Source organism: Streptomyces sp. NPDC046716 (genome assembly GCF_040645755.1).
Classification (GTDB): Bacteria; Actinomycetota; Actinomycetes; order Streptomycetales; family Streptomycetaceae; genus Streptomyces.
This window is the reverse complement of sequence record NZ_JBEYYU010000085.1, coordinates 1-21478: the sequence shown is the minus strand read 5'-3', so window position 1 is coordinate 21478 and position 21478 is coordinate 1. Positions and strand designations below refer to the sequence as shown.

General features: G+C 73.6%; 17 protein-coding genes. 5 read left to right on the top strand and 12 right to left on the bottom strand.

Annotated elements, in window-relative coordinates:
* Positions 1-16: 16 nt before the first annotated feature.
* Both ABZ930_RS37885 and ABZ930_RS37880 read right to left on the bottom strand, forming a co-directional pair.
* Positions 17-460, bottom strand: coding sequence for a DUF3017 domain-containing protein (locus ABZ930_RS37885; RefSeq protein ID WP_361558883.1), 444 nt, complete (start codon positions 458-460; stop codon positions 17-19).
* Positions 461-479: 19 nt separating this feature from the next.
* Positions 480-1343: a bifunctional methylenetetrahydrofolate dehydrogenase/methenyltetrahydrofolate cyclohydrolase gene (locus ABZ930_RS37880; protein ID WP_361558862.1), complete on the bottom strand. Its 864-nt coding sequence runs from the start codon at positions 1341-1343 to the stop codon at positions 480-482.
* A 224-nt stretch (positions 1344-1567) separates the two neighbouring features.
* On the opposite strand from ABZ930_RS37880, the gene ABZ930_RS37875 reads away from it, so the two are divergent.
* Positions 1568-2209 (top strand): RDD family protein, encoded by a 642-nt coding sequence (locus ABZ930_RS37875; protein WP_361558859.1) that lies wholly within the window; start codon positions 1568-1570, stop codon positions 2207-2209.
* Between the two features lie 67 nt (positions 2210-2276).
* Here the strand turns inward: ABZ930_RS37875 and purH are convergent, their stop codons facing one another.
* Together purH and purN are read right to left on the bottom strand one after the other, a co-directional pair.
* Complete coding sequence (purH, locus tag ABZ930_RS37870) at positions 2277-3839, bottom strand: bifunctional phosphoribosylaminoimidazolecarboxamide formyltransferase/IMP cyclohydrolase (protein ID WP_361558856.1); 1563 nt, start codon at positions 3837-3839, stop codon at positions 2277-2279.
* Positions 3836-4456 carry a phosphoribosylglycinamide formyltransferase gene (purN, locus tag ABZ930_RS37865; RefSeq protein WP_361558853.1) on the bottom strand — a complete coding sequence of 207 codons (621 nt, stop codon included), beginning with the start codon at positions 4454-4456 and terminating at the stop codon, positions 3836-3838. The genes purH and purN overlap by 4 nt, the downstream gene beginning before the upstream one ends.
* A gap of 266 nt (positions 4457-4722) precedes the next feature.
* Between purN and ABZ930_RS37860 the strand changes: the two genes are divergently transcribed.
* Complete coding sequence (locus ABZ930_RS37860) at positions 4723-5475, top strand: hypothetical protein (RefSeq protein WP_361558850.1); 753 nt, start codon at positions 4723-4725, stop codon at positions 5473-5475.
* Here ABZ930_RS37860 and ABZ930_RS37855 read toward each other — a convergent pair.
* Positions 5472-7013, bottom strand: coding sequence for a DUF6350 family protein (locus tag ABZ930_RS37855; RefSeq protein ID WP_361558880.1), 1542 nt, complete (start codon positions 7011-7013; stop codon positions 5472-5474). The two genes, ABZ930_RS37860 and ABZ930_RS37855, sit on opposite strands and share 4 nt — an antisense overlap.
* Positions 7014-7135: 122 nt before the next feature.
* On the opposite strand from ABZ930_RS37855, the gene ABZ930_RS37850 reads away from it, so the two are divergent.
* Positions 7136-8323, top strand: coding sequence for a sigma factor-like helix-turn-helix DNA-binding protein (locus ABZ930_RS37850; RefSeq protein ID WP_361558847.1), 1188 nt, complete (start codon positions 7136-7138; stop codon positions 8321-8323).
* A 73-nt stretch (positions 8324-8396) separates the two neighbouring features.
* Here the strand turns inward: ABZ930_RS37850 and sucD are convergent, their stop codons facing one another.
* From sucD to ABZ930_RS37815, 7 genes are all read right to left on the bottom strand, one after another.
* Positions 8397-9278, bottom strand: coding sequence for a succinate--CoA ligase subunit alpha (gene sucD / locus ABZ930_RS37845; RefSeq protein WP_111663929.1), 882 nt, complete (start codon positions 9276-9278; stop codon positions 8397-8399).
* A 21-nt stretch (positions 9279-9299) separates the two neighbouring features.
* Entirely contained in the window at positions 9300-10478 is a 1179-nt protein-coding gene (gene sucC / locus ABZ930_RS37840; protein WP_361558844.1) for an ADP-forming succinate--CoA ligase subunit beta, read from the bottom strand.
* Positions 10479-10938: 460 nt separating this feature from the next.
* The gene (locus ABZ930_RS37835) at positions 10939-12126 is read right to left on the bottom strand and encodes a hypothetical protein (protein WP_361558841.1); all 1188 of its coding nucleotides are present in this window, start codon (positions 12124-12126) and stop codon (positions 10939-10941) included.
* Positions 12127-12211: 85 nt separating this feature from the next.
* Positions 12212-13189, bottom strand: a complete 978-nt coding sequence (locus ABZ930_RS37830; protein ID WP_361558838.1) for a hypothetical protein — start codon at positions 13187-13189, stop codon at positions 12212-12214.
* Between the two features lie 72 nt (positions 13190-13261).
* The gene (locus ABZ930_RS37825) at positions 13262-14443 is read right to left on the bottom strand and encodes a VWA domain-containing protein (RefSeq protein WP_361558835.1); all 1182 of its coding nucleotides are present in this window, start codon (positions 14441-14443) and stop codon (positions 13262-13264) included.
* Between the two features lie 211 nt (positions 14444-14654).
* Entirely contained in the window at positions 14655-16934 is a 2280-nt protein-coding gene (locus ABZ930_RS37820; RefSeq protein WP_361558832.1) for a DUF5682 family protein, read from the bottom strand.
* Complete coding sequence (locus ABZ930_RS37815; protein ID WP_361558829.1) at positions 16931-18052, bottom strand: AAA family ATPase; 1122 nt, start codon at positions 18050-18052, stop codon at positions 16931-16933. Before ABZ930_RS37815 ends, ABZ930_RS37820 begins: the two co-directional genes overlap by 4 nt.
* 211 nt (positions 18053-18263) lie before the next feature.
* On the opposite strand from ABZ930_RS37815, the gene ABZ930_RS37810 reads away from it, so the two are divergent.
* Together ABZ930_RS37810 and ABZ930_RS37805 are read left to right on the top strand one after the other, a co-directional pair.
* On the top strand, positions 18264-19637 hold the full coding sequence (locus ABZ930_RS37810) for an SWIM zinc finger family protein (protein ID WP_361558826.1): 1374 nt from the start codon (positions 18264-18266) through the stop codon (positions 19635-19637).
* A gap of 55 nt (positions 19638-19692) precedes the next feature.
* Positions 19693-21291 (top strand): DUF5691 domain-containing protein, encoded by a 1599-nt coding sequence (locus ABZ930_RS37805; protein ID WP_361558824.1) that lies wholly within the window; start codon positions 19693-19695, stop codon positions 21289-21291.
* Positions 21292-21478 lie beyond the last annotated feature (187 nt).

Here is a 21478-nt window from a genome sequence, read left to right as displayed (position 1 = left end):
ACGGGAGTCCCGTCCGTCACCGCACGGTGAAGTGCAGGGTGTCCTGGAGGAACGGGATCCGCAGCCAGGGGTCGGGCTGCGCCATCATCGCGAGCAGCACGATGACCAGGCCGAGAAGCCCGTACGTGACCATGTCCGTGAAGCGGGAGCGCACGGCGAGCATGCCGACGCCGGGCAGCGCCCAGCGCAGCACGGCCCCGCCGATCAGCGCCAGGCCCACGAGCATGGTGCCGATCCGGAACACGTCGAACGCGGTGAGCAGCAGGCCGAGTCCGGTCACCGCGAGGACGGAGATCAGCGGCCACTGGCGGGCGGGCGCCGGGGCGTCACCGGGGGCGGCCCGGCCGCCGCCCTCGGGGCGCGCGGTGTCGCGGGTCCACAGGGGGAAGCGGCGCGTCCCGCGCTTCTTGCCGCCCGCCGGCTCCGCCGCCGTCCCGGACGCCTCGGCCGAGCCGTTCACCGGCGTGCCCCCGGAGGTCTCAGCGGACACCGTCGGCGTTCCGTTCCGCTGCCTCCACGACGTTCACCAGGAGCTGGGCGCGGGTCATCGGGCCGACGCCGCCCGGGTTCGGGGAGATCCAGCCGGCGACCTCGGCGACACCGGGGTGGACATCGCCGACGATCTTGCCGCTCGCGTCGCGCGAGACACCGACGTCGAGCACGGCGGCGCCCGGCTTGACGTCCTCGGGCTTGATCAGGTGCGGGACACCGGCCGCGGCCACGATGATGTCGGCGCGCTTGAGGTGGGAGGCGAGGTCACGGGTGCCGGTGTGGCACTGGGTCACGGTCGCGTTCTCGGACTTGCGGGTGAGCAGCAGCGGCATCGGGCGGCCGATGGTGACACCGCGGCCGACGACCACGACCTCCGCGCCCTTGATCTCGACGCCGTGCCGGCGCAGCAGCGTGATGATGCCGAACGGAGTGCAGGGCAGCGGCGCCGGCTCGTTGAGCACCAGACGCCCCAGGTTCATGGGGTGCAGGCCGTCGGCGTCCTTGTCGGGGTCCATCAGTTCGAGGATGCGGTTCTCGTCGATGCCCTTGGGGAGCGGCAGCTGGACGATGTAGCCGGTGCAGGCCGGGTCCGCGTTGAGCTCGCGGACGACGGCCTCGATCTCCTCCTGCGTGGCCGTGGCGGGCAGTTCACGCTGGATGGAGGCGATGCCGACCTGCGCACAGTCGCGGTGCTTGCCCGCGACGTACTTCTGGCTGCCGGGATCCTCACCGACGAGGACGGTGCCGAGGCCGGGCGTGACCCCCCTCTCCTTCAGGGCCGCCACGCGGACGGTCAGGTCGGACTTGATCGCGGCTGCGGTGGCCTTGCCATCGAGAATCTGGGCGGTCATGCCGTCCATTCTTTCAGGGCGGCCGTCATTCACCCAAGTTGCACTTGCACAACAGTCGTCACCCTGGCTGGACAGAGCGGTGCGCGGCCCAGAACCATGAACGGCGCAGAGCGCCGCAGGCAGCGGCAGGGGGGCGATCGTCCATGGGGCGGTCGATCGTAGTGCGCTCGCCCTCCTTCGATGCCCCGGTCTCGTCCCCATCGGCACCATCGAAGGATTCCGCCATGAGCTACGGCGACCCGAACAACCCCTACGGCCAGCAGCCGCAGCAGGGCAACCCCTACGGACAGCCCCAGGGCCAGCCCCAGGGACAGCCCGGCTACGGCTACCCGCAGGCGCCGCAGGGCGTCCCCCCGCAGGGGTACGGCTACCCGCAGCAGCCCGGCCAGCCGTACGGCGGCTACCCGCAGCAGGGCGGCTACGGCGTCGGCCCCGGCCAGCCGGGCGGCCCGCAACTGGCCCACTGGGGCCTGCGGGTGGGCGCCGCGCTCATCGACGGACTCATCATCACCGTCCCCTACCTGCTGGTGTTCCTCTTCGCCCTCGCCCCGCTCGACGCCGGTGAGTCCCCCAGCGGCGGGGCGACGCTCCTGATGCTGGTGGCCTTCATCTACGCGTTCGCCATGGGCATCTACCAGATCTACCAGGAGGGCAAGACCGGCCAGACCATCGGCAAGAAGGCCGTCAACATCCGCACGCTGAAGGAGCTCGACGGCCAGACCATGGGCTTCGGTCTGGCCTTCGGCCGCAAGCTGTGCCACGTCGTCGACGGGTTCTGCTACATCGGCTACCTGTGGCCGATCTGGGACGCCAAGAAGCAGACGTTCGCCGACAAGATCTGCTCCACGCTGGTCATCCGCGGCTGACGCACCACGAAGGGGTGGGTACGGGCCGTCGGCCCGTACCCACCCCTTCGTCGTATCCGCCGCCGGATCAGTGGAAGAAGTGGCGCGTCCCCGTGAAGTACATCGTCACGCCCGCCTTCTTGGCGGCCTCGACGACCAGCTCGTCACGGATCGAGCCGCCCGGCTGCACGATCGCCTTCACGCCGGCGTCGATCAGGATCTGCGGCCCGTCGGGGAACGGGAAGAACGCGTCGGAGGCGGCGTACGCACCGCGCGCCCGCTCCTCGCCCGCCCGCTCGACGGCCAGCTTGCAGGAGTCGACGCGGTTGACCTGGCCCATGCCGACGCCGACCGAGGCGCCGTCCTTCGCGAGCAGGATGGCGTTGGACTTCACGGCCCGGCACGCCTTCCACGCGAACGCCAGCTCGTCCAGCTCGCCCTGGGAGAGCGCGTCGCCGGTCGCGAGGGTCCAGGTGGCCGGGTTGTCGCCGTCGGCCTGGAGCCGGTCGGTGACCTGGAGCAGCGCGCCGCCGTCGATCTGCTTCGTCTCGACGCGGGCCGACGGCCCGTTCGGGGCGCGCAGCACGCGGATGTTCTTCTTCTTGGTGAGGGCTTCGAGGGCGCCGTCCTCGTAGTCGGGCGCGACGATGACCTCGGTGAAGATGTCGGCGACCTGCTCCGCCATCTCCTTGGTGACCGGCCGGTTCACGGCGATCACGCCGCCGTACGCGGAGACCGGGTCACAGGCGTGGGCCTTGCGGTGCGCCTCGGCGAGGTTCCCGGCGACGGCGATGCCGCACGGGTTGGCGTGCTTGATGATCGCGACGCAGGGGTCCTCGTGGTCGTACGCGGCACGGCGCGCGGCGTCCGTGTCCGTGAAGTTGTTGTACGACATCTCCTTGCCGTGCAGCTGCTCGGCCTCGGCGAGGCCGCCCGTGCCGTCGACGTAGAGGGCGGCGCCCTGGTGCGGGTTCTCGCCGTAGCGCAGGACGTTCTTGCGCGCGTAGGTGGCGCCCAGGAAGTCGGGGTGGCCGGAGTCGTCGGCGGCGGCGTAGTCGTCCGCGAACCAGGAGGCGACGGCCACGTCGTACGCGGCGGTGTGCTGGAACGCCTCGGCGGCCAGGCGCTTGCGGGCGGTCAGGTCGAACCCGCCGTCCGCGACGGCCTTCAGCACGTCGGCGTAGGCGGCCGGGTTCACGACGACCGCGACCGACGGGTGGTTCTTGGCGGCGGCGCGGACCATGGACGGGCCGCCGATGTCGATCTGCTCGACGCACTCGTCGGGGGTCGCGCCGGAGGCGACGGTCTCCTTGAACGGGTACAGGTTCACGATGACCAGGTCGAACGGCTTCACGCCGAGGTCGGCGAGCTGCTTCTGGTGGTCCTCCAGGCGCAGGTCCGCGAGGATGCCCGCGTGCACCTTCGGGTGCAGGGTCTTCACGCGCCCGTCGAGGCACTCCGGGAACCCGGTGAGCTCCTCGACCTTGGTGACCGGCACCCCGGCGGAGGCGATCCTCCCGGCGGTGGAGCCGGTGGAGACCAGCTCGACGCCCGCCTCGTGGAGCCCGCGCGCCAGCTCCTCCAGACCGGTCTTGTCGTAGACGCTGACCAGCGCCCGGCGGATGGGCCGCTTGTTGCTCTCGGCGGTCACGGGATAACTACCTTTCGTCCCTCAATGCTGAAGCCGTTACGGGCCAGACGCCCCACGACATCGACGAGCAGCGTGCGCTCGACTTCCTTGATGCGCTCGTGCAGAGCGCCCTCGTCGTCCTCATCGCGGATCTCGACCACGCCCTGGGCGATGATCGGTCCGGTGTCGACGCCGTCGTCGACGAAGTGGACGGTGCATCCGGTGACCTTGGCGCCGTACGCGAGTGCGTCGCGCACGCCGTGCGCACCGGGAAAACTGGGCAGCAGGGCCGGGTGCGTGTTCACGAACCGGCCGCCGAAGCGAGCGAGGAACTCCTTGCCCACGATCTTCATGAAGCCCGCGGAGACCACCAGGTCCGGCTCGTACGCGGCGGTCGCCTCGGCGAGCGCCCGGTCCCACTCCTCGCGCGAGGCGTGGTCCTTGACCCGGCAGACGAAGGTGGGCAGTCCGGCGCGCTCGGCCCGCTCCAGACCCGCGATGCCCTCGCGGTCCGCCCCGACGGCGACGATCTCGGCGCCGTAGGACTCCACTCCCTGCGCCGCGACGGCATCGAGCAGTGCCTGCAGATTCGTACCTGATCCGGAGACCAGCACGACGAGGCGCTTGGCCTTGGCCACGGCGGGGCCCTTTCTGGGAGAACATCCTGCGTGTCTTTGTACGGTCGTACGAAGGCTTCGGTGTCCCCGATACGGGGAACCCTACGAACCGGCCGACCGCCAGCAACGATACCGGCACGCCCGGCGGCCCCCACGGGACGGGGGCAGGAGCTACAGGTAGCGTCAGCGGCACGGAACGCTGAGCGGCCATGGGACGTTGACGTAAAGAACGAACCAAGCGATCGAGAACAGACCTGGCCATCGACCTAGGGGAAGACGCACACCTGATGCCGGACCGAAGCCTTCGCCACACGCTGCCCGCCGGCGCCGTCCTGCTGCGTGAAGGCCGACCGACGCCGCCGTCGCCGTCCAAGGGGACGGACGAGCCCAAGGCCGACAACCCGTTCGCGCCGCCGCCCGAGGACGCCCCGGACCGCCCGTGGCAGCCGCGCCGCCCGGAGGGCTCCGACGCCCCCGAGGGCGGTGGCGGTGACCACTCGCCCTGGGGCAGCCAGTGGAGCGACCGGCAGCCGGGCCGCGCCCAGGGCGGCCGCTTCGGCGACCGCCCCGGTGCGGGGAACGGACAGGGGGGCGGGCCCGAGGGGCAGGGACCCGGCGGCCCCGGCGGCGGGATGCGCTGGGACCCGACGGACCCGGCCCAGCGCCGCGCACGGTACGCACTGCTGTCCGGCATGTGGGGCTTCTTCTTCGCCCTGTTCAACTGGCCGTACGTGGCGCTGCTGCTCGGCGCGCTCGCCCTGTACTGGGGCATCAGCTCCCTGCGCGCCAAGCCGCGCACGCCCGACCCCGACAATCCGGCGCCCGCGGTGCCCGACAGCACGCGCCCGCAGACGACGGCCGCCATCAGCGGCCTGGTCACGGGCGGGCTCGCGCTGGCGCTGGTCGCGTCGGTGTTCACGGCCCGGATGGTCTACAGCGACTTCTACGAGTGCCGCACGGACGCCCTGACGAACCAGGCGCAGAAGTCCTGCGACGACCTCCTGCCGAAGGAACTCCGGCCGCTCCTCGGCTCGGACTAGTCCGCCGGTCCCGACGGACCGGCCGGAGGTTCCGCGGCCGGTCCGGGGGCCGACGCGTCCCGCAGGAAGGTCCAGCGCTCGCCCCGGGACGCCTCGTCGAAGTAGTAGTCGAAGGGCTCGAACCCGTCGTCGGCACTGACACCGGCACCAGTAGCGGCATCGGGCACGGTCGCGGGAGCCGGGTTCTGGGTCTGCGCCTGGGCCTGCCTCTGGGCCCGTGCCTGTTCCCGGTCTTCGGCGCGACGGTGGCGCCAGGTCTTCAGAGCCGCCGTCCAGGCCGACACCCGGGGTCCGACCACCGCGTCCCGGCCCCGCCACCAGCGCACCGTCAGCGCCACCGGCATCCCCACCGCCAGAACCCAGCCCGCCGCGGCCGCCCCGGTCAGCCAGCCCACCGGGCCGAACGCGGAGAGGGCCGCCACCCCGAGCGCCCCGCCGGACGCCACCGCCAGGCACGCCATCGCCGCCCCGCACAGCCCGGCCGCCACCGCCACCGCGCAGGCGATCCGGCCGCGCGTCCACCCGGCGGCCCCGCCGGCCCCGGTGACGAACCACGCCACGGTCGCCGCCGCCGCCACCGGCACCAGCGCGACGGCCCAGGTGAACGGCGTCCCGGGCCCGGCCGGAACCGCCGCGAGCAGCGGGAACGCGGGCAGCAGCGCACCGCCGGAACCGCCCAGCGGGCCCACCGCCTGCCCCGCGCCGAGCACCACCCCCGGGCCGAGCGCGTACGCCGCGCCCCACAGCACGGCGTTCGGCACCAGGGCGAGGCAGAGCAGCAGCACCGCGAACCGCCCCGACCACGCCCCCGTCACCCGGACGAACGACTCCCGCACCTCCCCGCCGTGCCACACGAGTCCCACGGCCATCACCAGCGCGCCGCCCGCGACGAGCACCAGGAGCCCCGCGGCGGCGGCCCGCGCGGCGACCGGCAGCACCTCCGTCACGAGGACGCGCGGCAGCACCTCCGCGCAGCGCCGCAGCGCGCCGGGCAGCGGGCCGCGCGGCCGGCCGTGCGCCGTCCACACCCCGGACCCGGCCGCGACCGCCGCGACCAGCGCCAGATGCACCCCGCAGCTCACCCACGAGGGCCGCATCTCGCCGCCCCCGGCATAGGCGGCGGCAGCGGCCCCCACCAGCAGATATCCAAAGACGGCGCCGCCCCAGACACCGGCCCCCTCCGCGCCCTCGCTGTCCTCCGCGGCGTCGCGGGCGGCCCGGTGCACCAGCCACGCGGGCAGGGCGAGCAGCAGCAGGGGCGTGAGCCCCATCGGCGCGGGCACCCCGGACAGCGTGTCCGTGCGGACGATCTCGGAGCCGTGCGCGATCAGCCAGAGCGCGGCGGCGGTGTGCAGGGCGGCGCCGGGTCCGCTGTCCGGGTACGGCGAGCTGATCCACAGCACCATCACCAGAACGGCGCACGCCCCGAGCCCGAGCCCGGCCGCCACGGCCCCGCCGAGGGCCCCGGCGGCCGGGCCCGGCGCCCGTTCCCGCGCCCGGTTCAGAAGCAGGGGCAGGGACAGTCCACGGCCGGTCATCTGGGTCACCGGACCATGCTCCCAACGACACGCGCTTTAGCCGCGTAACAGGCGAACTGCGGATGTGTCGCTGAAGATACGCTTATGTACTTTTTCGCGCGAAAGGGTGTGTGGAGTTCCCCATGACGCAGAGCCCTGCGACACCACTGCCGACGCCCACCGAGCGCCGCAGACTTCGTGTGGCGAGGTCGTTGACACAGACTCAGATCGCCGAGCGCGTCGGCGTGACCCGCGAGACCGTCCGCTCCTGGGAGACCGGCCGCACGGCCCCGCGGGGCCGCAAGCGGGAGGCGTACGCCAGGCTCCTCGCGGAGCTGGGGCGGGCGGAGACCGGGAAGGCCGGCACGGCGGACGCCGGCGCCCGCAAGGAAGCCGACACGCGTACGAAGGCTGAAGCGCGGGCCGCACGGCCCGCACCGGCCGTCGCCGCCGCCCCGGCCGCCGTACGGGAGGCTCCTCCGGAACCGGCGGAGGCCGACGAAAGCTCCGGCGACGGACCCGCACGGGAGCGGCCGCGCAGCGCCTCCGAGGCGTTCGACGCCCTCTACGCGCACAGCGCCCCGCACCTCGTCCGCCAGACCTACCTGCTCACCGGCCGCCGCACGCTCGCCCGCGAATCCGTCGAGCGGGCCTTCCAGCTGGCCTGGCAGCGCTGGCCGGAGGTGGCGGTCGACCCGGACCCCGTGAGCTGGGTGCGGGCCGCCGCCTACGAGTACGCGATGTCGCCGTGGCACCGGCTGCGCCCGGCGCACCGCCAGCCGGACGCCCCGCCCGCCGACGCCGACGACCGCAAGCTGATGGACGTGCTCCAGAGCCTGCCGCCCGCCTACCGGCGCACGCTGCTGCTCTACGACGGCGTGGGGCTCGACCTGCCGGAGACGGCGGCGGAGACGGAGGCCAGCACCCCGGCCGCCGCGAACCGCATCCTGCACGCCCGCGAAGCCGTCGCCGAACAGCTGCCCGACCTCGCCGTGCCCGAGCAGCTGCACCGGCGGCTGACCGAGCTCGCGGGCGCGGAGAAGCTGGACGCGCCGGGATCGACACTGGTGCGGGGCGCCGGCGAGAAGCGGGTCCGGTTCTGGACCAGGACCGCGATCGCCGTCACCGCCCTGATCGTCGGCATGACGGTGCTGACGCTGCGGGTGGCGCCCACCCACTACGAGCCGACGCCCGCGCCCGGGGCGCCCATCAGTGGCGTACCGCCGCTGACCGGCCCCGGCCACTACACCCAGGAGGACCTGGCGCTGCGCGAGGCGCTGAAGAAGCGGCTGAGCGGCGGGCCCGAGCGGCTGGCGCCGGTGGCCGAGTAGGCGCGTACGCGAAGAGGGCCCGCACCGATGACGGTGCGGGCCCTCTTCGCGTACGTACGGTACGAGAGACGCTTTAGCTGAGCAGCTCGCGCGCCAGCTTGGCGGTCTCGGTCGGCGTCTTGCCGACCTTGACACCGGCGGCCTCCAGGGCCTCCTTCTTCGCCTGGGCGGTGCCCGACGAACCGGAGACGATGGCGCCCGCGTGGCCCATGGTCTTGCCCTCGGGGGCGGTGAAGCCCGCGACGTAGCCGACGACCGGCTTGGTGACGTGCTTGGCGATGTAGTCCGCCGCACGCTCCTCGGCGTCGCCGCCGATCTCACCGATCATGACGATCAGGTCGGTGTCGGGGTCCGCCTCGAACGCCTCGAGGGCGTCGATGTGCGTGGTGCCGATGACCGGGTCGCCACCGATGCCGACGGCCGACGAGAAGCCGATGTCACGGAGCTCGTACATCATCTGGTACGTCAGCGTGCCGGACTTCGAGACCAGGCCGATGCGGCCCGGCTTCGTGATGTCGCCCGGGATGATGCCGGCGTTCGACTGGCCCGGGGTGATGAGACCGGGGCAGTTCGGGCCGATGATGCGGGTCTTGTTGCCCTTCGACTGCGCGTACGCCCAGAAGGCGGCGGAGTCGTGGACGGCGATGCCCTCGGTGATGACCACGGCGAGGGGGATCTCGGCGTCGATGGCCTCGACCACGGCGGCCTTGGAGAAGGCCGGCGGGACGAAGAGGACGGACACGTTGGCGCCCGTCTTCTCCATCGCCTCGGCGACCGAGCCGAAGACCGGGACCTCGGTGCCGTCGAAGTCGACGGTCGTGCCCGCCTTACGCGGGTTGACGCCACCGACGATGTTGGTGCCGTCGGCCAGCATGAGCTTGGTGTGCTTCATGCCCGTGGCACCGGTCATGCCCTGGACGATGACCTTGCTGTCCTTGTTGAGGAAGATAGCCATGGCTGTTCTGTCCCTCGTCCCTTACTTCGCGGCCGCGAGCTCGGCGGCCTTGTCGGCCGCGCCGTCCATGGTGTCCACGCGCTGCACCAGCGGGTGGTTGGCGTCGGAGAGGATCTTGCGACCCAGCTCGGCGTTGTTGCCGTCGAGGCGGACGACGAGGGGCTTCTCGACCTTCTCGCCCTTCTCCTCGAGGAGGGCAAGCGCCTGGACGATGCCGTTGGCGACCTCGTCACAAGCGGTGATGCCGCCGAAGACGTTGACGAACACGGACTTGACGTCCGGGTCGCCGAGGATGATCTCCAGGCCGTTCGCCATGACGGCGGCGGAGGCGCCACCGCCGATGTCGAGGAAGTTGGCCGGCTTCACGCCGCCGTGGTTCTCACCGGCGTACGCGACGACGTCCAGGGTCGACATGACCAGACCGGCGCCGTTGCCGATGATGCCGACCTCGCCGTCGAGCTTGACGTAGTTGAGGCCCTTGGCCTTGGCGGCAGCCTCGAGCGGGTTGGCTGCGGCCTTGTCCTCGAGGGCCTCGTGGTCGGCCTGGCGGAAGTCGGCGTTCTCGTCGAGCGAGACCTTGCCGTCCAGGGCCAGGATCCGGCCGTCCTTGGTCTTGACCAGCGGGTTCACCTCGACGAGGAGCGCGTCCTCGGCGACGAAGGTGTCCCACAGGGTGACCAGGGCCTCGGCGACGCCCTCGGCCACGTCGGCCGGGAACTTCGCCTGGGCGACGATCTCGCGGGCCTTGGCGATGTCCACGCCGTCGACGGCGTTGACCGGGACCTTCGCGAGGGCCTCGGGGGTCTTCTCCGCGACCTCCTCGATGTCCATGCCGCCCTGCACCGAGGCCATGGCCAGGAAGGTGCGGTTGGTGCGGTCCAGGAGGTACGAGACGTAGTACTCCGCCTCGATCTCCGGGGACAGCTCGGCGATCATCACCTTGTGGACCGTGTGGCCCTTGATGTCCATGCCGAGGATGTCGGTGGCACGGGCCACCGCCTCGTCGGCGTCGCCGGCCAGCTTCACGCCGCCGGCCTTGCCGCGGCCGCCGACCTTCACCTGCGCCTTGACGACGGACTTGCCGCCCAGCCGCTCGGTCGCCTCGCGGGCTGCCTCAGGCGTGTCGATGACTTCACCGGCCAGCACCGGTACACCGTGCTTGGCGAAGAGGTCCCTCGCCTGGTACTCGAACAGGTCCACGCGCGTCCGTCCCTATCAGTGATTCGCGGTTTTGCGTTGCTGTCTGCGTGGGCGTGCCGCGATGGGCAACTGTGACTCCGCTGTCACTAGGGAGGCGTACACGGTGGCCGGTACGCGGCATGTCCGTCTCGCAGGTTATCGCCGCTCAGCGATGCCTTCTAAATCGCAGATCACACCTGAGCGGTGATACCTGTCACAGAGCGCGCTTTTTCGCGGGCTCGCGGGCGGCCGTCCGCAGCCTCACCGTGCGGGGGTACACACGGTGAGGCCACCCGAAGGGCCCGATGGTGCGCGGTGGGCCCGCGGCGGGCGTCCCGTCCCCACGGAACACCCGCCTCACGCCTGGTGCGGATCCGGCCGGGCCGATGGCTTTCGGCCGTCCGGGTCCTGTGCGGCGTCGGTCTCTGGAGATCGCCGGGCGATCTCTCCGGATCTCCTGCCCGGAATTCCGCGGAACCGCTCAGATACCGGTGACGTAGCTCGGGGCCACGGAGTCCGCGACGCCCTGCACGCCGGTGACCGCGTTGCCCGCGAGCGGCCGGGCGTCGCCGGCGACCGTGCCGGTGACGTCGTTCGCGAACGGGGCGACCTGCCCGGTGACCCCGGCGGCCAGCGGCGCGACGCCGTCCCCGACGACGCCGTACGCGAACGGGGTCACGTCGCCCGTCACGCCCTGCGCCAGACCGTGCGCGCTGGTGGCGACGCCGCCGACGACGGGCTCCACGTGGTCGGCGACGGTCCGCACGAGCGGCTGGACGGCTCCGACCACACCGCCCGCGAACGGCCGCACGTCGTCGCCGACGACGGCCTGCGCGAACGGGGCGACCTCACCGGTCACCCCGTGGGCGAACGGCGTCACGTCGTCGCCGACGAGCGTGGTCGCGAACGGCGCGACGTCGCCCACGACCGCGTTGTCCGCGAGCACCGTCACGTCGCCGACGGCCCGGCCCGCGACGGGCAGCACCCCGTGGACGGCGGTGGCCGCGACGGGCGGCAGCACGGCCGCGGTGGTCTCGTCGACGACGGGGGTCACGGCGGAGGTCCGCGCGGCGGCGGTCTGCGCGTAGGGGGTGGCCTGCCGGGCGCCGAGTCCGTCCAGGAGGTTGAGGGCGTTCTCGGGGTGCTGGGCGTACACCTCGACGAACTGCTCGGTGGTGGTGACCTGGTCGCGCAGCTGCTCCGCGGTCTGCTGCCGGAGCTCGGGGGCGAAGGCGGAGAGCGGGCCGAAGAGGTAGTCGACCTCGTCCGTGGCCCGGTCGGCGGTCTGGTGCACCGTCTGGTGGGCGGCCTGGTGTGCCGCCTGGTGTGCCGCCTCGACGGGCTCGGCCGTCTGGGCTGCGCGGGCTGCCCCGGTCGCCTTCGTGACGGCTTCCGTGTCGGCGGTGCGGGTGACGGCGTCGGTCGCGGTCCTCGTCGCGGTCTTGGTGGTTGCCTTCGTCGTGGACTCGGCGCGGGCGACGGTGTCGTCGGCCTTCTGCGTCACGTGCGACGCCGTGTCCTGCACACCGGCGACGGTGTCGGCCGCCACGTCCGGCACCGAGAGCGAGTGGGCGGGCAGTTCGTCGGCGCTGGCCACGGCGGAGCCGAGTGCCCAGGCGCCCGAGACGCCGGCGGCTATGACGATGGAGCGGCGGATGTTCTTGTTCATCTGTACGTGATTCCTTCGGATTTCCGGTGTCGGGCAGACCTGTTCCGCCCCCGCGCGGCAGGTCACGAGCGGGGAGAGGGCTGCCCTAGCCGGGGAATCGAGGAATCTCGCGGAGCCGGTCCAGCACCGGCGGAACGTCACCGGACGCCGTGGCGCCGGGCGTCAGAAGAACGGGCACGCGGCTGCCGAACGCCGCCGCGTGCAGATCACCGTGCCGCGTCGAACCGCCGTCGCCCAGCGACGTGTTCGCCACCGGAGCGTCGTTTGGGCGGGACGGCACGGAGGGCGCGGCGGGCCGCACCCCGGTGTGCCGCGCGACGGCCACCGGCTGCCCGGTACCCGTCGCGGAGTCGTCGCCGAACTGCACGGGGCCGCAGCCTGAGGCTCCGGCGGACCGCTGCCCCGTCGAGTGCCGCGCCGTCTCGCCCACCACGGGCGCGGGCACGGTCACGGGCCGCGGATCGGCGGCGCCGGCGGACGGGGGCGGGGGTTCGGCCCCAACGCCGGGCACACCGGGCAGCCCCGGCAACGGCCTGGAGACCGCACCGGTCAACTCCTCGACCGGCTCGACCACGTGAGCCACCGTCGTGCGGACCGTGGCACGGACCGCGTCCGTGAGGGGCGTACGGGGTGTACGGGCGTCAGCGCGCTCGGCCACCGCGTCCACCGTCTCCCGAACGCGGTGCACCACGGCCCCGGTGTTCCGCTCGGCCTTCTCCACAGTCGTCTGCACAGTCGTCCGTGTGGCCGTCCGGGCGGGCTTCTGCGCGGGCTTCTGCGCGGCGGTCCGTGCGGGCTTCTGCGTGGCTGTCTGCGTGGCCTTCTGCACCGGCTTCTGTACGTGCTTCCGCACGGACGCGGGCAGCTGCGGCCGCGGCTCGGCGGAGAGCTTCGCGGCCGGGGCGATGTCGGCGGACACGCCGGACGCCTGGGCCCGGCCGCCGCACAGCAGCCCGAGAACGATCAACCCGCCGAACAGCAGCGCCAGTTGCAGCGCGCGCCGACCGCCCGCCACGCGCAGCAGGCGCGCGGCGGGGGCGAAGGTCACGGCGGGAGAAGTCACGGTCCGCCGATCCTCGCACGGGACGCGGGAGGCTGCGCAAGCCCTGTGGGCACTCCTGTTACCGATGGGTACTCATATCCGGTTCGCCAGCGCTCCCCCGGTATCCGCCGCCGCGTCCGGTATCGGCAAGGGCCGCTTCTCGATGGCCGCGGCCATGATGTCGGGGAAGAGGTCGGGGGTGCAGGCGAAGGCCGGGGCGCCGAGGGCGGCGAGGGCTGCGGCGTGCTCCCGGTCGTAGGCGGGCGCGCCCTCGTCGGAGAGCGCGAGCAGCGTCACGAACTGGACGCCGGACGCCTTCATCGCCGCGACCCGCTTCAGCATCTCGTCGCGGATGCCGCCTTCGTAGAGGTCGGAGATGAGCACGACGACCGTCTCGGCGGGGCGGGTGATCTGCGACTGGCAGTACGCGAGCGCCCGGTTGATGTCGGTGCCGCCGCCGAGCTGGGTGCCGAAGAGCACGTCGACCGGGTCGTCGAGCTGGTCGGTGAGGTCGACCACCGCCGTGTCGAAGACGACCAGCCGGGTCGAGATCGAGTGCATGGAGGCGAGCACGGCGCCGAACACCGAGGCGTAGACGACGGATGCCGCCATCGAACCCGACTGGTCGATGCAGAGGATGACGTCCTTCTTCACCGACTGCGCGGCCCTGCCGTAGCCGATCAGCCGCTCGGGCACGATCGTGCGGTACTCGGGCAGGTAGTGCTTGAGGTTGGCCGCGATGGTGCGGTTCCAGTCGATGTCGTGATGGCGTGGCCGGCTGATGCGGGCGCTGCGGTCGAGGGCGCCGGTGAGGGTGGCGCGGGTGCGGGTGGCGAGCTTCTTCTCCAGGTCCTCGACGACCTTGCGGACGACGGCCCGCGCCGTCTCCTTGGTGGTCTCCGGCATCGCCTTGTTCAGGGAGAGGAGCGTGCCGACGAGGTGCACGTCCGCGTCGACGGCCTCCAGCATCTCCGGCTCCAGGAGCAGCGTGGACAGGCCCAGGCGGTCGATGGCGTCGCGCTGCATCACCTGGACCACGGAGGAGGGGAAGTAGGTGCGGATGTCTCCGAGCCAGCGGGCCACGGAGGGGGCCGAGGCGCCCAGCCCCGCGCTTCGGCTGCCGCCGGTGGAGCGGTCCTTTCCCTGCCCCGAGCCGTACAGCGCGGCCAGGGCGCCGTCCATCGCGGCGTCCTTTCCTTCGAGCGCGCAGCCCGTGCCGTCGGCGCTGTCGCCGCCGAGCACCAGCCGCCAGCGCCGCATCCGCTCTTCCGTCATGTCGCCGCCTCCGCTTGATTGTTGGTACGCCGTCTCGTCTGCCGGGTGGGGTGGGTGCGCGACTGCGGCTCCGGTGGGGGCTGGTCGCGCAGTTCCCCGCGCCCCTGAAGGCCTGCGCTGCGCGCGCCTTCCCCTGCCCCTGAGCGAGCGGAGCTCGCTTCAGGGGCGCGGGGAACTGCGCGAGAAGCCCCACCGGGCCGCGGCCGAAGACTCATCCGTCACCACCCCCGGCCGACGCCCCGGCCCCGAGGAGCAGCCGGACGACAGGGAGCACGGCGTCGGCGCGGGCCGGGTCGAGGTCGGCGGCGAAGCCAGGGGGGAGCCCACCCATGGCGGACGCGGCACCCGAACTGCCCGGCCCGCGCCGCACCAGCTCCCCCAAAGACCTGCGCACCCCCGGCTCGTACGCCGAGAACGTGCGCCGCAGCAACGGCAGCACATCGGTGAACGCGTCGCCCGACACCCCGGTGAGCCACCCGTCCACCAACGCGAGCAGCCGCTCGTCGTGGACCAGGAGCAGCCCACCGCCCGAACCGCCCCCGACGAACCCCTCGATCCAGGCGGCGGCCTCCCCGGGCGGCGTCCCCGGGGACAGGGCGAGACCCATCAGGCGGGCGGTGTCGTCGTCGGACAGCTCCCCCTCGTCGAGCAGAATCCGCGCGCACCGGCCACGGATCACCCCGGCCACGCTGTCGCGCCCGGCGAGGGTGCGCAGCACGGCCCGCCAGCGGTCGCGCAGCCCGGCGTCCTCCAGCAGGGCGACGGCCCCGTGCACCCCGTCGACATGACCGCGCAGTGCGGCGGCGGCGTCGGCGTCGAGGCCCGCGCACGCCGGGGGCAGCCCGACGAAGACCCGCTCGGCGAGACCGGCGGCCACCCCGGCGAGCGCGGCGGTGTCGGTGCCGCGCACGTCGCCGTAGCGCAGCGCGCGGACCAGGGCGGGCAGGGCCTGGGCGAGGTGGCCGACGTCCGCGTCCAGGGCGGCGCGGTCGGCCAGCACCCGCATGACGGTGGGCAGCGCGTCCGCGAGGCCGGCGAGCAGGCACGCCTCGGCGAGCGCGGTGACGTCGGCGAGCGCGGACGCGCCGACGGCGTCGGTCTCCGTCTTGGCGGTCGCGGCGGCGAGCACGGTCGTGCCCCACACCCCGGCCTCGGCGACCCGCACCGACAGCTCCGGCTCCCAGCGCAGCCGCCAGCTCTCGCGGAAGGTGCCGGTGGAGCCGCGCGCGGACCGTGCCGGTTCGCCCCAGGCGATGCCGAGCAGCCGCAGCCGGTGCAGCAGCCGGCTGCGCGCGGCGTCGGTCTCACCGCGCAGATCGAGGTCCAGCTCCTTCTCCAGCGCGGCCGGCTTGAGGCGCAGAGAGCGCTGCAGCTTGGTGAGGTCGCGCTGGAGCGGCACCGCGGGCGCGCTCCGCGGCACCTCGCCCAGGTCGTCTCCGACCACCAGCCGGTCGTGGATCAGCGCCAGCGGCACGTCGGAGCCCTCGCAGAGCACGGCCCGCACGGCGTCGATCGTCTCGGTCAGGCCCGCGAGCGGCCTGCCCCGCATCACGGCGAGGGTCTCGGCGAGCCGGACGGCCTCGATGACATGGGCGGACGACACGATGCGGTCCTCGGCGCGGAGCAGTCCGGCGACCTTGGTCAGCCACCGCTCCACGGGCCGGTCGGGGACCCCGAACAGATGCCCGTACCACCCCGGTGACTCGATCCCCGCGCCGTAGCCGCTGGCGCGGGCGAGGCGGCGGTGGGTCCACGGCACCCAGGTCATGTCGACCTTCGCCTTGGGCAGCCCCTTGAGCAGCGCCCGGTCGGCGGCGACGGTCGTCTTCTCGCGCAGCGCGGGCACGTGCCACGCCCCGCACACCACCGTGACCTCTCCCCCGGACCCGAACTCGCGCTGCGCGGACCGGATCTGGAGCCGCATGTGCGCCTCACGCACCAGGTCGCGGCTGTGCCCGCCGTCCCCGTACGACTCGCGCAGCGCGCCCATCGCCTCGCCGAGCGCGGCGAACGCGTCGCCCTCCCGGTGCTCGACGACGTCCTCCCACCAGCGTTCCGCGTCGTCGTACCCGGCGGTCTCGGCGAGGACGCCCAGGGGGTCGAGGCGCACGGAGTCCTCGTGCCTCGGCTCCCCGTCCCGCGCCTCCTCGTCCTGCGCCTCCTCGTCGCGCAGCGCCAGGCTGTGTGCGGCCGGCAGGTCGATGAAGCGGACCGGCGCCCCGTGCTCCAGGGCCCAGCGGATCGCGACCCACTCGGGCGAGAACTCGGCGAACGGCCAGAACGCCGACTTCCCCGGCTCGTCCACGACATGGGCGAGGAGCGCGACCGGCGGCCGCATGTCCGGCTCGGCGGCGAGCGGCACCAGGGCGTCGGCCTCCGGCGGTCCCTCGATGAGGACGGCCGCCGGGGCCGCCTCGTCCAGCGCGCGCCGCACGGCACGCGCCGAACCCGGCCCGTGGTGCCGCACACCGAGCAGCAGCGGGCCCGTCATGCGCTGACCTCGCGGCAGGCCCGGTAGAAGTCCTTCCACCCGTCCCGCTCGCGGACCACGGCCTCCAGGTACTCCTGCCAGACCACCCGGTCCGCGGCCGGGTCGCGGACCACGGCGCCGAGGATGCCGGCCGCGACGTCGGAGGGGCGCAGCACGCCGTCCCCGAAGTGGGCGGACAGGGCCAGGCCGCTGGTGACCACGGAGATCGCCTCCGCCGTCGACAGGGTCCCGCTCGGCGACTTGACCTTCGTCCGCCCGTCGGAGGTCACGCCGTCGCGCAGCTCGCGGAAGACGGTGACGACGCGACGGATCTCGTCCATGCCGTCGGGGGCGGCGGGCAACTCCAGGGAGCGGCCCACCTGTTCGACCCGGCGGGAGACGATGTCGACCTCCGCCTCCACGGTCGCGGGCAGCGGCAGCACCACCGTGTTGAACCGGCGGCGCAGCGCGCTCGACAGGTCGTTGACCCCGCGGTCCCGGTCATTGGCCGTCGCGATCAGGTTGAAGCCGCGGACGGCCTGCACCTCCTGGCCCAGCTCCGGTATCGGCAGGGTCTTCTCGGACAGGATCGTGATCAGGGTGTCCTGCACGTCCGCGGGGATGCGGGTCAGCTCCTCGACCCGTGCCGTCATCCCCTCGGCCATCGCCCGCATGACCGGGCTGGGCACCAGGGCGTCCCGGCTCGGGCCGTGCGCCAGGAGCTGTGCGTAGTTCCACCCGTAGCGGATGGCCTCCTCCGGGGTGCCGGCCGTGCCCTGCACCAGCAGGGTCGAGTCGCCGCTCACGGCGGCGGCGAGATGCTCGGAGACCCAGGTCTTCGCGGTCCCCGGGACCCCGAGCAGCAACAGCGCCCGGTCGGTCGCCAGGGTCGTCACGGCCACCTCGACGATGCGCCGCGGGCCCACGTACTTCGGTGAGATCACCGTGCCGTCCGGCAGCGTGCCGCCCAGCAGATAGGTGGCGACGGCCCACGGCGACATCCGCCAGCGGGCCGGCCGCGGCCGGTCGTCCTGCGCGGCCAGCGCGGCGAGCTCGTGCGCGAACGCATGCTCGGCGTGCGGTCGCAGCGCCTGGTCCCCGGTGTCGGACCCGGCCTGCTCCTCGACAGAAACGGTCATGGCTGTCCCCCTCCAACTCGCGTCCAACGCGCGTCGCTTCACTTCGAATCGCCCAGCTCGGACCAGCACGACAAGACGGTCCGACCGCCTTCGCCGCGCGTTGGATTCCACGGTGCACCACGCCACTGACAATCGACCTCGCACTCCCGATCACCGCAGGTCAGAGCGGTTCCCGGGGAGATTGTCAGTGGCGGGACCTACCGTCGGAGACATGACTCAGCAGGGGGTGCGCTGGACAGCGGACCAGGTGCTTGCACTGGCGCCTGACGCCGCGTCACGCAAGGCGGGAAGCAAGCTCGGGACGGCGGGACCCTGGTCGCAGACCGGGAGTTCGGACGAGGGGGCGGTGTGGGGACTGTGCAAGGGCAGCGGCAGCAAGCCGTACCAGACGATCGTCGACACCGGCGGGGACAGCGCCGGCGGCGGCCCCGCGTACAAGTGCAGTTGTCCGAGCCGGAAGTTCCCGTGCAAGCACGCACTGGGACTGCTGCTGCTCTGGTCGGGCGGCGACCAGCAGGTGCCGGACGGGCAGGCGGCTCCGGAGTGGACGGAGCAGTGGCTGGCCGGCCGCAGACAGCGGGCGGCGGCGAAGAAGACCGCGCAGGACGCGCCCGACGGGGGCGCGTCGGCCGACCCGGAGGCGGCCCTTCGCAGAGCGGAGCGGCGTGCGCAGCGGATCACCGCGGGCGCCACCGAGCTCGAACAGCGCCTGACCGACCTGCTGCGCGGCGGTCTGGCCCAGGCGGAGCGGGCGGGGTACGGGCTGTGGGAGGAGACGGCGGCCCGCATGGTCGACGCACAGGCCCCCGGACTCGCGGCGCGGGTGCGGGAGTTGGGGGCGATACCGGGCTCCGGCGCCGGGTGGCCGGTGCGGCTGCTTGAGGAGTGCGCGCTGCTCCACCTCCTCGACCAGGGCTGGCTGCACCGCGCCGAGCTGCCCGAGGACCTGGCGGCCACGGTCCGCTCCCGCGTCGGTCTGCCCGCGCAGGCCACGGGGCCCGCGGTGCGGGACGACTGGCTGGTCCTCGCCCAGTACGACTCGGCGGACGGTCACCTCACCACGCGCCGCGTCTGGCTGTACGGCACGGCGACGCACCGCACCGCGCTCCTCCTCTCCTACGGCGCCGCGGGCCGTGCCCCGTCGCTGGCCCTGCCCGCCGGCCTGACCCTGGACGCCTCGCTCGCGGGGTATCCCGGAGCCGGGGCGCTGCGGGCGGAGCTGGGCGAGCAGTTCGGGACGGCGCAGCCGAAGGACGTTCGCCCGGCGGGAGTCGATGTCGGCGCGGCGCTCGCGGCGTACGGCGAGGCGCTCACGGCCGACCCGTGGCTCGAGTCGTGGCCGGTGACCCTCGCGGACGTCGTCCCGGCCCGGGACCCGGACGGCGGCGGCTGGCAACTGGCGGACGCGGAGGGGAAGTCGGCGCTGCCGCTCGTTCCGCAGGCGTCGGCGGCGTCCGGGCTGTGGCGGCTCGCCGCGGTGTCCGGCGGGGCGCCGGTGACGGTGTTCGGCGAGTGCGGGCACCGGGGTTTCCGCCCGCTGGCCACCTGGACCGGGGCCGCAGGCGAGGTCATATCGCTGTGCTGAGCCGCCCGCCGTCACCGCACGCCGCCCACCCGACAGAAAGGAAAGGGGACCCAGCATGACGCGGACCAGCACAGCGGGGACCAGCACGACCACCCCGCACACCTGGGACAGCCTCGTCACGGCCGCCCTGCTCGGTACGGAGCGGCGCTCGGGCACCAGCCCGCGCGCGCTGCTCGACGAGGCCGCCGCCCAGACCCTGCGGCACCGCGCGGGCCTGCGTCCGGCGCCGGCCGTGGCGCCGCCCGAGCCCGCGGGCCCGGACCCGCGCCCGCCACTGCCCGCCGCCGCGCGCCGCCGCCTCGCGATGCTGCTCACCGACCGCCCCGGCACCGGCGGCACCCGCCGCGGCTCCACGCCCGACCTGCTCGAACTGCTCCCGCAGTGGCTGGCCGCGGCCAACGAGCAGGGGTACGCGCCCCCGCCCGAGCTGCTGCCCGCGCTGCTCGACGCCGCGCGCGGCCGCACCGACTTGCGTCCCCAGGCCCTCGCCTTCGCCGGGCCGCGCGCCCTGTGGCTGGGCCGGCTCAACACGGACTGGAAGTTCGCGCTGCGCGCCACTCCCGGTGCGAGCGCGGCACTGCCCGCCCCCGAGGACACGGAGCGGGTCCGGCTGCTCTGGGAGGAGGGCCTGTTCGCCGAGCGGGTGGCGCTGCTCTCCACGGTCCGGGCGCACGACCCCGAGGCGGCCCGCACGCTCCTCGCGGGCACCTGGGGCTCGGAGCGTGCCGAGGACCGCCTCATGTTCCTCGACTCCCTGCGCACCGGACTCGGCGACGCGGACGAGCCGTTCCTCGAGCGGGCGCTCGGCGACCGCAGCAGGAACGTACGGGCCACGGCGGCCGAGCTGCTGTCCGCGCTGCCCGGCTCCGCGCTCGCCGGCCGCATGGCGGACCGGGCCCTGTCGTGCGTGGCCCTCGACCGGTCGACACAGACGATCACCATCGAGGCACCGCACGAATGCGACCCCGCGATGGAGCGCGACGGAGTCGTCGCCAAGCCGCCGGCGGGGCGGGGCGAGCGGTCCTGGTGGCTGGGCCAGCTGGTGGAGGCCGCCCCGCTCGACCGCTGGCCGGACCGGCTCGGCGGGCGCACCGCGCAGGAGATCGTGGCGCTGCCGGTGGCCGACGACTGGCAGGGCGAGCTGCACGCCGCGTGGTGCCGGGCCGCGGTGCGCCAGCACGACATCGCGTGGTCGCGGGCGCTGCTCGGGCCCGCGACGGCGGCCGGGGCGGCGGGGCCCGGCGCGGTGTCGCTGGCGGAGCGGGCGAAGCTGCTCACCGCGCTGCCGCGGGACGAACGGGCCGACTGGGTGGGCCGGTTCATCGCGGCGCACGGGCTCTCCGAGGCGTTCCAGCTGCTCGGGGTGTGTGCCACGCCGTGGGCGGTGCCGCTCGGGCAGGCCGTCGTCGACGCGCTGAACATCGCGCGGGACGCGGGCAGTTACCCGTGGAGCTTCAGCGGCGTGATGGGGCTGGCCGAGCGCTGCCTCGACCCCTCCGAGGTCGACCGGCTCGAAGCGCTGACCGCCGCCGTGGAGGAACCGGAGGGGTCGGCGCCCGGGGCCGGGGGGTACTGGTCGGAGGCGTTTCAGCGCCTCTCCGGCACGCTGCGGCTGCGCCGGGCCATGCGGGACGAGTTGGTGCCGCCCGCTTAAGGGGGGTGCGTCGTCGGGTGCGGGCCCGGTGGGGCTTCTCGCGCAGTTCCCCGCGCCCCTGAAGGCATGCGCTGCGCGCAGCCTTCCCCTGGGTCACCTCCAGTTCCTGCTCGCCGGACCTGGCGAACGCCGCCTTCTTCCCGTTCACCCGGACCTCGCTCGCGGTGAGCCCGAAGTCGAGGTCGAA